Here is a 14,621-nt window from a genome sequence, read left to right as displayed (position 1 = left end):
GCAGTCAAAGCTGCACGTCCGCGTTCTGAAGGAGAGGTGTCTCCTGGTAACAGGAGCATCGACTCTAATTAACTGAGAGGTGCGGGAGATAATACCCCCCATCGACTCAACCAAGCCAGCATCCGCCGGATTTTACAGACGCGTCTAGAAATGATTGGCTACAGTGTAATTACAGCTAGTGATGGTGAAGAAGCTTTGTCAGCTTTTCGCCTGTTGACCCCTGATTTGATAGTTCTAGATGTAATGATGCCAAAGCTAGATGGCTACGGTGTCTGTCAAGAATTACGGAAACAATCAGACGTACCAATTATTATGCTAACAGCCTTGGCAGATGTAGCAGACCGAATCACTGGGCTGGAACTCGGTGCTGATGACTACATGACGAAACCTTTCTCACCCAAAGAACTGTCAACTCGAATTGCCTGCGTACTAAAGCGGCGCTGCCACAAAAGTAGTATCAATACTATTCCTAACTTTGGAATAATCCATGTGGGCAATCTCAAAATCGATATCAATAAACGGCTTGTCCATAATAACGAGCAACGCATTCGGTTGACAGGTGTGGAGTTTAGCTTATTGGAGTTGTTAGTAAATCATTCGGGAAAGATTTTTTCAAGGGTTGAAATATTACAGCAATTGTGGGGCTTTGTACCAGAGATGAATACAGACACACGTGTGGTAGATGTGCATATTTCACGATTGCGGACAAAGGTAGAATCCGACCCCAACGACCCAGAATTCATTATCACAGCAAGAGGTAGTGGTTATTTTTTCCCACGAATTATTGATTCAGAGCAGGAATAGCACCTTAACCATTTCATGAAATTGATCATGCGTGAATTGTTTTGACTGTATATTAACCAATGCAATAGCGATCGCAATTGGCTTAATGTAGTTCAGTTAAGAAGTGTAGACGAGGCAGCCAGCGACGTGGGTGAACCCCGCAAAGGGCTGGCTCGACTTGAACGCGAACAGCGTCTCCGATAGGAGAGGCGACTGGCGTGCGGTTTCTAACCGCCTTTTTAAGGTTAAGTTGATACCAATGAGTATCGCTGTGTCAATACCATGTGTTGCATCCAAATGAGAACTGCTATAGTTTCTGCTTTTTGCAACGCAATCAAAAACTCTGCGTCATTTTTTAGTACTGCCCTGTTAAACAAGTGAACACCTTCAAACCTTGATACTCAGGCAGCTAAATTATGGCTAATATGTCTCCAACCTCTAGGCGTAGCAAGAGACACCAATTATTACAAATGTATGGAAACCGCTGTTGCTGGTGTAGCAAGCAAATGACCAAATCCGAAAGAACTATTGAACACTTAGTTCCCAAGAGTCTGGGCGGCTCTAATAGTCTCTCGAATTTGCGTTTGGCTTGTTTCACTTGCAATAATTCCCGTGGGAACAGTCTATTGCCTCCACAAATTAGAAATATTTTTGAACTTACAAATAGAACTCATGAATAGCATTTAATTGAATTTTGTCAAAAGATGCTTCCGATAACTTCTGGATATCGTTGGTGTAAGCATCTGCCTAAATGAGATAATGTCCATCATAAAAACCACACATTAAAAAAATGTATGGATGATTTAGATCAACGGTTGAATACCTTAATTACAGAGGTACGTCAACAACCACCTAACAGCGGAAAATGGCGATTGTCTATGCACCGACTACTACTAGAAATTCAGCAACTCCCAGGATTAGCCAAATCCCCTCATCCAGACTATCCAGCAGCGCTAAACCGTACCTTTGAGTGGATTAGCAAGAATATTTCTCGATTTGAGCCTTATTCTGGTTCAGTTGTAGAAAGTTTGGTGAAGTGGATTAACAGCTATCTCTATAGGCGAATTCAAGATTTATCATTACCGAAGAAAAATGCTCCACTCAGTTTAGATGCTCCCATAGCCTCCGACTTTGGGGAAATAACTCTGCTGGATAATCTACCCAATTCTACTTTGAGTGGTTTAGATAGTTTAATTGAAAATTCTCAACGGGAAACTACTCAACGGATTGGTCTAGAATTAGAGCTTTACATTGAGCAAGATCCCGAAGGTAAGCTCAAAAATAGTTATTCTGGTTCTTCTGTTCATTGTAATTGTCAATTCCTCAGCCAGAGACGTGTACTCAAAGAACCACCTGACAAAATTGCAGATATAGCACGAGAGTTGAGCATTCCTTATACAACCGTCAATTCGCATTGGAAGAGAAAATGCGAACCAATACTTCAAAAAATTGTCGAAGATTTAGGATATAAACAGGAGCAATCGTTATGAACAGCACAACTTCCCTCTTGTTAATGGTTCCGCTAGATTTAGAAATTCATTCTAGAGCAAGACATTTAGCCGCTCAACAAAGCACAGTAGAAAAAGGTAAGCGAGTTTATTTGAATGCGTTAGCAGTTTACGCAGTTCATAGCTATTTAAAATGGTTGCAAATACCAACAGATTTCAATTCATCAGATTCTTGGAATCCAGTTAAAGCAGCTTTATCAAATTTAGCTGATTTGGTAATTCCAAATGTGGGAACATTAGAATGCCGTCCAGTTTTACCCCAAGAAACTGTCATTTTATTACCAGATACTATAGAAAATAGGATTGGTTATGTAGCTATACAGTTTCAGGAAAGCCTAGATTCAGTGCAGCTATTAGGATTTGCACCAGCCGTTAATGAAGTGAATCCGCCTGCACAGCTAGCAGTGTCAGGACTCCAGCCGATTGAGTCTCTCCTTGAGCAAATTACTCGTCTTGAAGTTGCGATCGCTTTTCTGCAAACTGATGACTCCGTGGCAGTACAAGTACGGTCCGTATTAGACAACAAACCTTTATCAAAGATTGTGGCACAGTTTGAGCTTCTTTACCGAACTGGCGATGAATTTGAGTGGCGCTACGCTGGAGGGGAAATATTAGCTGGAGATACTCGCGCTGTTGGTGCTACTCGTGAAGCAATTCAGCAAGATGATAGCGAATTACAAGCTTTAGCCGAAATGCTATTGGAGAAGTTAGTAGAAATTTGGGGAGATGTTGCGTAGTTTGAGCAGTTGGGAATGATGTATATAACTACCCAAAACATTCAATTGTCATGGCTAAAGGATTCGGTTATCAAAAATCGCCAGATTTTACTCAACGCCAAAAAGCTTATTTCAAGCTGATTAAACAGCTACTTAACTGTCCTAGTGGTAGAGAAATGAAGATTCTCAGGAAATACGCACACTTGGTTGATGCTGGGTTTGTAGAAACTTTGGAAATGGTAGCTCAAATCCGGGTTAACCAAGGAGATATTCGTTTTGCTTACTTTTTGAGAAATTTAGCTCATTGGCTAGGTGAGGAACTGGAATTATATAGAGATGAGCCTTCAGCAACAGATAATCTTATCAGACCTCCTGCTTTTTTGGGTGAAATATTGTGGGCGATCGCTCAACATAAAAACAATCCACAAGCCGTTTATCCTCTACTTAAAGCTAACTTAGCTCAACTCAATGATAATTTTTATGAACAGTTTAATTACTGGATAAACTTTAGCTTACTGAACAACGACTCAATAACAGAACAAGTAATATTAGTCGGATCGGGTATTGTTGATTTCTGTATTATGCTTTGGGCATTTCCCTTTGGGAACAGAGCAATTAACTTAGAAATTAGCATTACTGGCTTAGAAGCTGCTACCAAAATTTTTACCCGTCAGATTGTCCCAGAAATTTGGGCTAATATCCAATTAAATTTAGCACCAGCCTACCGCCATCGGATTCGAGGAAATCGCGCCGATAACCAAGAAAAGGCAATTGCTGCTTGTAATAATGGCTTGCTTATCTACACCAGCGACAGTTTTATCAAAGAGTGGGCGAGTCTGCAAAGTAATCTCGGTCTTGTCTATACTGACAGAATTATAGGAGACAAAGCTGAAAATATCGAAAAGTCAATTTCTTGCTATGAAGCTGCTTTAAAAGTTGTTAACCGCGCTCAACTTCCTGAACTTTGGGGTACTCTTCAAAATAATTTGGGGAATGCGTACCTTTTTAGAATTCAAGGCGATAAAGCACAGAATTTAGAAAAGGCGATCGCTTGTTATCAAGTTGCCCTACAAGTACGTACCCATTCGGCATCGCCCTATTATTGGGCTAGCAGTCAAAATAACCTCGGTTCTGCCTACGCTGAGAGGATTCTTGGTAATAAACAAAAGAATCTAGAAAAGGCGATTTCGGCATATATTAACGCCTTAGAAGTCTACACTATTTCTGATTATCCTCAGCGATGGGCGGAAACAAAAACCAGCCTGGGAAATACCTATTATAAAACAGGTCAAATTACTGAAGCGCTTGACTGTCTCCGCGCTGCGTTGCAAGTCTTCAATCCCACCAATTTCCCTAGATATTGCATCACAACTGGATTGAGTTTAGGTAAAACAGCCTTTGCTGCTGGCATGAAAGCAGAAGCTTTTGAAGGTTATGCGATCGCCATTGAAGCTGTTGAACAAAGCCGTCATTGGGCAGGTATTTCTCAGAAACAAGAAATTCCCGAAGAGATATTTGCCTACACAAATATGGTGGTCTTTTGTATCACCAATGGGGAACGGGATAAAGCTAGGAAATATGCAGAACGTTCTGGTTCTCAACATCTTTTAACTTTTTTGGATACTGATGAATTTCAGCAAATTTACTCAAATTCCCAATTCCTCGGACAGGTATTACAAGTAACTGCTGAAAGCAATGGAGAATCGCAAGCTGTATATCAGATTCTCGAAAATAACCTAAACAAATTAGATGAACAATTTGTTCAACACTTACAAGAGCTTGAGGATGTTTTCGGACACATACCATCAGGGCAATCTCTTCAAATTGCTACAAATATTTTAAGTTTTAGTAATCTGATTCGGGAGTTTCCACAAGGCGATAAAGCAATTAACTTAAGAATTGCTGCCACAGGTTATGAGGTAGCCGCTACTATTTATACCAAGAAAGATTTCCCTGAACAATGGGGAAACATTCAAGATGCCATCCGCGAAATCTTTCAGATTCAACTGTTTGAAGCAGTATTTGAGAACCTCCCAAACCCTAAAGGCGCTGTATACCCATTACTGGAAGTAAACAAAGACAAACTTGATGAACGTTTTGCGACTGTCTTGCGTTTGAAAACAGAAGCTATCCTGTGTGAAGCGCCACCAGAATATTCACAAGACATTGCTGCAAGCCTTGTAGGTTTGAGCCTTCTGATTAAAGAATTTCGACAGGGTAGTGAGGGGAATAATTTAGAGATTGCCATTACAGGGTATGAACTTGCCTCTAAAGTATTGACTTACGAAGATTCACCAGAAGAATGGTGTCTGTGTCAAACTATGCTGGGCAATGCTTACCACCGTCGAATAAAGGGTGAGCAAGCAGAAAATCTGGAACAATCACTTTCTTACTTACACAATGCTTTGCAAGTGTGTAACTGTGAACAGTTTCCCGAACTCTGGGCAACAATTCAAAATAGTTTGGTCATTACTTATGGTTATAGAATTCGTGGGGATCAGGTGGAAAATGCGGAACTAGCAATCAAGGCTGGTGAAGCTGCGATGCAGGTTTTCACACGCGATCAAGATCCTGAACAATGGGCGCAAGTACAAAACAATCTAGGTATTGTTTACCGCGATGCCTGCGGCGGGCAAAGCCAACGCCTTGCAGGTGACAAGGCTGAGAATCTAGAAAAAGCGATCGCTTGTTATCAAAATGCCCTTTCCATTCGTACTCGTGAAGACTTCCCAGAGCTTTGGGCGCAAACTCAAATGAATCTTGCATCTGCCTATCGTTATAGTAATACAGCAGAAAATGTGGAAATGGCGATCGCTGCTAATCAATCTGCTTTACAAGTCTACACAAAAGCAGCCTTTCCCACAAATTGGGCAGAAGTTCATATAAATTTGGCTAATGCCTATCTTCACCGAATTCATGGGGATAGGAGCGAAAATTTAGAAAAGGCGATCGCTGCTCATAAAGGAGCTTTACAAGTTTTAACAAAAGATGAATCTCCCCGACAGTGGGCGATGACTCATCTGAATCTAGGAAATGTCTTCTTACAACAACAGCAAATAGAAGCAGCAATTACCTCTTATCGTTCAGCTTTAAAAATCTTCACTCCTACCGCTTTTCCTGACGAATGCCTAAAAGCAGGACAAATGCTGGGAAACACTGCTTTTAACATTGGTGATTGGACTGAAGCTATTAGGGGCTATAGTGTGGCAATTGAAGCTGTAGAAACCAGTCGCACTTGGGCAAGTTCAGAATCACGTCGTCAAGAAATCTTAGCTGATTCTCTCCATGTTTATGAAAATATGGTGCAAGCTTGTATTAATAATAAACAACTCAATAAAGCTGTTGAATATGTCGAACGTTCTCGCTCAAAACGACTCGTAGATTTAATGGCAAGTAATGACCTTTATTCAGATGGGGAAATTCCTACCGAAATTCAACAGTATTTACAAGATTTTGAAGCTATACAACGGCAAATTGATAATGAACTAAGACACCATTATAATAGCAGTAACTTGGATGGTAATAAACTCGGTAAAAGCCCACATAGTCGGGCTGCTATCGAAGCTTATAACGAAACTATTGCAGATTTGGAAGCTGAAAAACAGCAAATTTGGGAACAAATGCGCCGTCTAGATCCTGTTCTGGCTGGTCAAATTAAAGTAAGTCCTATGAATTTGTCATCGATACAGCAGCTAATTAAAGTACCTACAACAGCTATTCTGAGCTTTTATACTACCTCGAATCACACCCATATCTTTATCATCCGGCAGAATCAAATTACTTTGCACACTTGTACGGAATTGGGATTTGAAACTTTACAATCATCGATTTTCACTCACTGGTTAGGGCAATATGTTCATCACAAAGATACTTGGAAAGAGCAATTTATTTTTTTAATAGCAGAACTAGCTGAAGTCTTAAAGTTAAATGATTTAATTGCACAACATCTAAAAAATATTGATGAATTGATTCTTGTTCCTCATCTAGCATTACATCTAATTCCTTTTGCTGCTTTACCAATAGCATCAAGTCAATATCTGGGAGATAAATTTTTAATTCGTTACGTTCCTAGCTGCCAAATTTTAGAATTTTGTCACAACCGTCCCTCAGTCAGTAGTCTTATGAACTACGGTATTGTTGAAGATGCTACTGAAGATTTACCCTACGCTAGTTGGGAAGGAGAACAACTAGCAAATTTGTATAATATTCCTGATAATCAACGTTTAAAAGGTAGTCAAGAAGCTAGTGTCAGCAACTATCGTCAACTGATACAAAAAGTTCAAGTAATTCATTCTAGTCATCATGCGGAATCGCGGCCCTATAATCCTCTAGAATCAGCATTAATTTTAGCAGATGGACACATTACTTTAGGTCAATTATTAACTCCAAGTTGGCGCACTCCTCAGTTAGAAGATGTATTTCTCTCTTGCTGCGAAACTGGCTTGGGTGTTGCTGAAATAACTGACGATATTCTCACTCTTTCAACAGGTTTTCTTTGTGCTGGGGCTAAAAGCGTTATCAGTACACTCTGGGCAGTAGATGACTTGGCAACAGCACTATTTTCACTATTTTACTATCAATCCCGACATCAGGGAAACAAACGACTGCAATCAATTAGACAAGCTCAATTTGAACTACGTACCCTTACAGGTGAAACTCTTACCACCATTTACAAATCTAAGTTAAGTTCTTTTTTGACGCAGAAAGCCAAGGAAACCGACACGCTGCTTAAAAAAACTAAAAAAGAACGGGGTATTCATCCACAAGATTCTCAAATGTATCAGCAACGCGATGAAGAATATAAAAAATATGCCAAAATCGGCAACCGAATTTATCAAGCAAAAAAAGATTTGGAATCTTTTTGTGGAGAGTCTAAACCTTTCTCTCACCCTTATTATTGGGCAGCTTTCACCTGTTCCGGGTTAAATCGATAACTGCTGTATCTTATCAGTGACTGAGTTTTCATCTTGCTTTTTTAGATTGAATTTATCCAGATAATCAGCGTCATACTTCGACCCCATTGAAATGAGTCCAGCTTCTAGCTCAATGACAGTGCCATCTTCGAGTTCCACGCCGTTCATGTGATGGTCTTCACCCAGGAATTGCTTAATCGGCATTTCGACAACTTGATAGCCATGCTCATGTAATTTCTGCCGTAACTCCTCGCTAACTTCAAAAAATCTTTGGGTGAACAACTTGATGTGTTGAAGGGGCGATGATGGTATGCCGCAGAGTGGCGAATGTAAACCAATCCTAATAGTCCCTTATGTAAATTCCACTACTTAAAACTGCGCTGGTTCTACAAAGCGCAGTTTTTTATTGTACAGGTAGCTCCCCTAGCGGTCTGCCAACCCAAAAATGCGCTTATAGAAAAAGGCACAGGGGTAGAGAAAAGCTTTGTACAACTGTTTCCATGTACAAGCGCACCTGAAGCTTACCACCACGGCAAAGTTGGTATGGCGCACCACTAGAGTTTGCAGCCACTGGTAACAATCGAATTATACGCGCAGTGCGTTGTTGACTTCCTGCAATCGGAATATTGCGCTACAGTCCGTAAAAGTGAATACTCAAGTTGTATAAGGCATAAGCCCTCTTTTTCTGCCAGTCCAGCTATGCCCCAATCCAACTGGTGTCAAAACAAAAATATATTACTTTTTTTATGACCATAGATTTACTAGAGTTTTTCCAGCGAACAGACCCCAGCCGGACTTTGTACGTGAATCAAGGTTCAGACAAGAAGTACTACATTGACTTTTCCTCAGTAAGGGGTGGGGATATTATTGGCAAGCTGAAGCAGAAAATCACATTCTTCAAAGCCAACGAACCGACCTGCACCCTGTTCACTGGTCATATCGGCTGTGGAAAATCGACAGAGCTAGTAAGGCTACAAGTGGAATTAGAAGATTCAGGTTATCACGTAGTATATTTTGAGTCGAGTGAAGACTTAGAAATGACCGATGTAGACATTGCAGATGTGCTACTCGCGATCGCCCACCGTGTAAGCCAAAGTTTGGAGAAAATCACGCTCTCGGAACCGAACAAATTCCACGAACTGCTGCAAGGTGCGTTGAGAGTACTGGACTCTGAGGTAACGGCGTTTAAGGTAAAAACACCAGTTGGCGACGTTGGCTTGTCTACTGAAAAGGAGAAATTTTCCCTAGCACTGGGAATTGGAGAAATCACAGCGAAGACGAAAAGCAACCCGATGCTGCGGGAAAAACTCAACCAATACTTGGGGCCACAGAAAACCAGGCTACTGGAAGCGATTAACCGAGAACTACTAGAGCCTGCGATCGCCAAACTGAAGCAGCAGGGGAAAAAGGGATTGGTGGTGATTGTAGATAACCTCGACCGCATAGATAACCGAATTAAACCGTGGGGTCGCCCACAGCAGGAATATCTGTTTGTGGATCAGGGAGAGTTTTTGACAAAGCTCAATTGCCATTTAGTTTTCACAATGCCCCTGGCGCTGAAGTTCTCCAACGATTACGGAATGCTGACCCAAAGATTCCCGGAAGACCCGAAGGTACTGCCGATGGTTCCAGTGCAATGGCCAGACGGTAGCATACATCTTGAGGGGATGGCGTTGATGCAGCAGATGGTTCTGGCTAGGGCATTCCCTGATTTACAACCAGACGAGCGGTTAAACTACATTACTGAAATTTTCGACAGTGCAGAAACCTTAGAACGCCTGTGCAGACTGAGTGGTGGTCATGTGCGAGATTTGCTCAGGTTGCTCAATACTTTGATACAGGAGGAAATGACACTTCCACTCTCCTGCAATACCTTAGAGCAAGTGATTCGCTCTCGTCGTAATGAGATGATGATGCCGATTTCAGATTCGGAGTGGGAATTGCTACGTTATGTTAAGCGAAAGAAAAAAGTCAGTGATGATCAAGGATACCAAAAGCTAATCCGTAGTAGATTTGTGTTTGAATACCGAGATGGGGGCGAATCGTGGTTTGATTTAAACCCGATTTTAGCAGAGGCGGCAGAGTTAACTAATTGAAGGAGCAGTTCACGATTATCAAAATTCTATGGATACACAGCGCCAATCAAATGAACCCATAGACAACGAGCGATCGCTACAGCAGCTAGCTTGGACGCTTCAAGCTTCTGTGGGAAAATTTAAGCTGATTTGGGCGCGGTGTAATTACAGTGATTTACGGACTCGCTTGATAGAAAGGTTAAGTGAAATCTGTAAAATTAAGATTCAGGTATTGCAACTCAAAGAATCGGAAAGAACGCTCTACGCTGCAATCCGTTCAGAATTACAGCCAGATACCCAAGTTCTAATGATTGTGGGCTGGGAATCATTGCAAGATTTACCGCAGATGTTGACAAGTGCTAATCAAGTACGTGAAGAATTTCGCAAAAACTTGTCTATTCCCATAGTTGTGTGGATTAGTGAAGAAATCCACCACACCATCATGGAGATTGCCCCTGACCTGGAGAGTTGGGGAACTAGCAGAAGTTTTGCAATCGCGCAGCCTGATTTAAGCGAGTTTATTAAACAACTGGCTGATGAATATTTTAGCGGTAATTTAACCTTAAGTGTAAATAGGTATTTGACATTAGAATTAGAATTGGAGGCAGCACAAAGAGAGATAAAGGTTAATTCTTTAGAAACAGAGGCTAATTTAACATCCTTATTAGGAGTGGTAAAGAAAGCTAATAGTAAAATAGATATAGCGTTGGAATATCATAAAAAATCTAGGACGCTTTGGCAAAAGCTTAATAATTCAGAACGGGAAGGGAAAATTATTGGTAATATAGCTTATTGTTACTATTTAAAAGCTTTTAAATATAAAGACATTAATCATCCTGAATGGCAAAAAGCTCAGAAATATGTTCAAGAATATATTAATTTTATAACTCAAGCTCAACGCCCAGAGCTAATTACTAACTTTGTGATTACATTTGGTGAGATTCTGCGGGATCTCAAACAGTGGGAACAGTTAAAAAATCTGACATTACGAGCTTTAGAGATACACCAAGCCAATAATGAGCCACAAGAATTAGCAACGGATTATGGTTTCTTAGCGCAGGTGGCACTAGCGCAGGAGAATTGGAGTGAAGCAAAGCAGTTGGTAGAGAAAGCTTTGGAAGTTTTATCGCTAATCCCTAATTTGGAAACAGATAATCCAGGAATTCTCTATGAACTACCAGGAGAATCCGTAATTTCATTTGATTTAAGCTTGTACAAATATCTTTTAGCACAGGCTCAATATCAATTAGGTTCATTTCAAGACGCAGTTATCAACTTAGAAGCTGCAAGAGATGCTAGCAGCCCCATAGAAGACTTACACCTCCACCTGGATATTCTTAGTTACTTGCAGCGTCTCTACTTTGAAAAGAAAGAATATCTCAAAGCTTATGAGACAAAACAGCAACAGAGGTCTATTGAACAGCAGTTTGGTTTACGAGCGTTTATTGGTGCAGGAAGGTTGCAGTCAACTAAACTTGCTCTTGTTGCAACTACTAAAACTGAAGTTCAAGAAAGCATTGCTCCTGAAATCGCTGCATCAGGTCGGTTACTAGATATTGAACGATTAGTTGAACGTTTAGGACGGCATGATCACAAGCTAATAGTCATTCATGGGCAGTCAGGGGTTGGTAAAAGTTCATTAGTAAATGCGGGATTAGTCCCAGCTTTAAAAAATAAAAGTGTAGGTATTCAAGACTATCTACCCGTAGCAATGCGAGTTTACACCAATTGGGTAGACGAACTTGGGCGCTCGTTGAAACAGGCTTTATACGAAAGGCGCAAAGCAGGAGATGAGCAAGCTTTAAAATTTGAGGTTTCTGCTTTAGTTGACCAATTGCATGAGAATGAACAGCGCAATTTCAGAACAGTGCTGATTTTTGACCAGTTTGAAGAATTTTTCTTTACTTACACACAAGAAGCCCAAAGGCAGCAGTTCTTTGAGTTTTTAGGACAATGCCTCAATATTCTTTCAGTAAAAGTAATTTTGTCACTACGGGTAGATTATCTGCATTATTTACTAGAGTGTAACCGTTTAGCCAGTATGACAATTATTGGTAAGGACATTCTTAGCAGTAATGTACTTTACGAATTGGGAAATTTCACACTTGAAGACACCAAGTCAATAATTCAGCGTTTGACTCAGACTGCTAATTTTGAGTTAGAACCTGCTTTGATTGAGCAACTGGTGCAGGATCTAGCAAAAGGATTAGGTAAAGTGCGTCCCATTGAATTGCAGATAGTGGGAGCGCAACTGCAAACAGATAACATCACAACTCTAGGAGAATATCAGCAGCGTGGTACGCGAGAAGAACTGGTAAAACGCTATTTGGCAGAGGTAGTGAATGATTGTGGTGTTGAGAATCAGCAAATAGCAGAAATATTGTTGTACTTGCTGACAGATGAAAAAGGGACTCGTCCACTCAAAACTCGTGTTGAGCTGGAATTGGAACTGCAAGTATTAGCCGCAGATGTTACGGCAGAAGGTAATAAGTTAGATTTGATATTAGAGATTTTAGTCAAATCTGGTTTAGTAATTTTGTTACCAGAGAATTCGGCTAATCGTTATCAACTAGTACATGACTATTTAGCAGCTTTTATTCGCCAGCAACAGCAGCCTAAGCTCCAGGAGTTGATGGCAGAATTGGAAAGGGAAAAAAAGCAACGCCTGTTAGAACAAGGGCAACGTCTACTAGCTCAAGAGCAACTTCAGCAATCTGAGCAGGCAAAGCAAATCTTAGCAGATGCTAACCACAAAGCAACACAGCGCATTCGTCTTGGTTCAGGGGTCTTAGGTATCTCCCTTGTGTTGGCTGGAATTACTGCCTTTTTTGCCAACCAAGCATATCGCACCAGCCAAGAAGCCCAAACAGGCACAAGATTAGAACGAATTGGAATTACGGCGTGGCAGAACTTTCAGTTACAAGAAATCGAACCCTTACTGTTAGCAATGCAGGCTGGACAAGAGTTGCAAGGGTTAGTCAAAGACAAACGTCCTCTAGAAGAGTATCCAGCAGCCAGCCCCAATTTGGCTTTACAAACAATTTTAAATAATATTCATGAGCGCAATCAACTTAAAGGGCATACAGATACAGTCAACAACGCAAGTTTTAGCGCAGATGGAAAACACATTGTCACTGCATCATTAGACAAGACAGCCAGAGTGTGGGACTTGTCGGGCAAACAAATAGCCCTTCTTAAAGGGCATACTAGTAGTGTCTTAAACGCAAGTTTTAGCGCAGATGGAAAACACATTGTCACTGCATCATTAGACAAGACAGCCAGAGTGTGGGACTTGTCGGGCAAACAAATAGCCCTTCTTAAAGGGCATACTAGTAGTGTCTTAAACGCAAGTTTTAGCGCAGATGGAAAACACATTGTTACTGCATCATTATTAGACAAGACAGCCAGAGTGTGGGACTTGTCGGGCAAACAAATAGCTAAACTTAAAGGGGATACTAGTAGTGTCTTAAACACAAGTTTTAGCGCAGATGGAAAACACATTGTCACTGCATCATTAGACAAGACAGCCAGAGTGTGGGACTTATCGGGCAAACAAATAGCTGAACTTAAAGGGGATACTCGTAGTGTCAGTAACGCAAGTTTTAGCGCAGATGGAAAACGCATTGTCACTGCATCATTAGACAAGACAGCCAGAGTGTGGGACTTGTCAGGCAAACAAATACCTGAACTTAAAGGGCATACTGGTAGTGTCTTAAACCCAAGTTTTAGCGCAGATGGAAAACATATTGTCACTGTATCATTAGACAAGACAGCCAGAATGTGGGACTTGTCGGGCAAACAAATACCTGAACTTAAAGGGCATACAGATACAGTCAACAACGCAAGTTTTAGCGCAGATGGAAAACACATTGTCACTGCATCAAATGACAATACAGCCAGAGTGTGGGACTTGTCGGGCAAACAAATAGCTGAACTTAAAGGGCATACAAGTTTTGTCTTAAACGCAAGTTTTAGCGCAGATGGAAAACACATTGTTACTGCATCATTAGACAAGACAGCCAGAGTGTGGGACTTGTCGGGCAAACAAATAGCTGAACTTAAAGGGCATACAGATACAGTCAACAACGCAAGTTTTAGCGCAGATGGAAAACACATTGTCACTGCATCAAATGACAATACAGCCAGAGTGTGGGACTTGTCGGGTAAACAAATAGCTGAACTTAAAGGGGATACTAGTAGTGTCTTAAACGCAAGTTTTAGCGCAGATGGAAAATATATTGTCACTGCATTAAATGACAATACAGCCAGAGTGTGGGACTTGTCAGGCAAACAAATAGCTGAACTTAAAGGGCATACTAGTAGTGTCTTAAACGCAAGTTTTAGCGCAGATGGAAAGCACATTGTCACTGCATCAAATGACAAGACAGCCAGAGTGTGGGACTTGTCAGGCAAACAAATAGCTGAACTTAAAGGGCATACTAGCAGTGTCTTAAACGCAAGTTTTAGCGCAGATGGAAAACGCATTGTCACTGCATCATTAGACAAGACAGCCAGAGTGTGGGACTTGTCGGGCAAACAAATAGCTGAACTTAAAGGGCATACTAGCAGTGTCTTAAACGCAAGTTTTAGCGCAGATGGAAAACGCATTGTCACTGCATCATTAGA

Annotated in this window: 8 protein-coding genes; 7 read left to right on the top strand and 1 reads right to left on the bottom strand. The window is 41.0% G+C overall.

Annotated features, from left to right (window positions below; genetic code table 11):
* Positions 1-72 precede the first annotated feature (72 nt).
* The 5 genes from rpaB to V7L01_RS34990 all read left to right on the top strand — a co-directional run bounded on the left by rpaB (position 73) and on the right by V7L01_RS34990 (position 7,941).
* A complete protein-coding gene (gene rpaB, locus V7L01_RS35010) occupies positions 73-804 on the top strand; it encodes a response regulator transcription factor RpaB (protein WP_335042966.1) in 732 nt (243 codons plus the stop codon).
* Positions 805-1,199: 395 nt separating this feature from the next.
* Entirely contained in the window at positions 1,200-1,463 is a 264-nt protein-coding gene (locus tag V7L01_RS35005) for an HNH endonuclease (RefSeq protein WP_335042965.1), read from the top strand.
* 114 nt (positions 1,464-1,577) lie between these two features.
* Positions 1,578-2,273: a hypothetical protein gene (locus V7L01_RS35000; protein ID WP_335042964.1), complete on the top strand. Its 696-nt coding sequence runs from the start codon at positions 1,578-1,580 to the stop codon at positions 2,271-2,273.
* A complete protein-coding gene (locus V7L01_RS34995; RefSeq protein WP_335042963.1) occupies positions 2,270-3,028 on the top strand; it encodes a DUF1822 family protein in 759 nt (252 codons plus the stop codon). Before V7L01_RS35000 ends, V7L01_RS34995 begins: the two co-directional genes overlap by 4 nt.
* 50 nt (positions 3,029-3,078) lie before the next feature.
* Positions 3,079-7,941, top strand: coding sequence for a CHAT domain-containing protein (locus tag V7L01_RS34990; RefSeq protein WP_335042962.1), 4,863 nt, complete (start codon positions 3,079-3,081; stop codon positions 7,939-7,941).
* Here the strand turns inward: V7L01_RS34990 and V7L01_RS34985 are convergent.
* Positions 7,930-8,202 carry a hypothetical protein gene (locus V7L01_RS34985; protein ID WP_335042961.1) on the bottom strand — a complete coding sequence of 91 codons (273 nt, stop codon included), beginning with the start codon at positions 8,200-8,202 and terminating at the stop codon, positions 7,930-7,932. The two genes, V7L01_RS34990 and V7L01_RS34985, sit on opposite strands and share 12 nt — an antisense overlap.
* 464 nt (positions 8,203-8,666) lie before the next feature.
* Between V7L01_RS34985 and V7L01_RS34980 the strand changes: the two genes are divergently transcribed.
* Positions 8,667-10,016, top strand: coding sequence for an ATP-binding protein (locus tag V7L01_RS34980; RefSeq protein WP_335042960.1), 1,350 nt, complete (start codon positions 8,667-8,669; stop codon positions 10,014-10,016).
* 28 nt (positions 10,017-10,044) lie between these two features.
* The coding region (locus V7L01_RS34975; RefSeq protein WP_335042959.1) for an nSTAND1 domain-containing NTPase at positions 10,045-14,621 on the top strand (4,577 nt) is incomplete at its 3' end.

Source organism: Nostoc sp., assembly GCF_036917095.1.
Classification (GTDB): Bacteria; Cyanobacteriota; Cyanobacteriia; order Cyanobacteriales; family Nostocaceae; genus Nostoc.
Note: the sequence above shows the minus strand (reverse complement) of the source record. Positions and strands in the feature narration are given on the sequence as shown.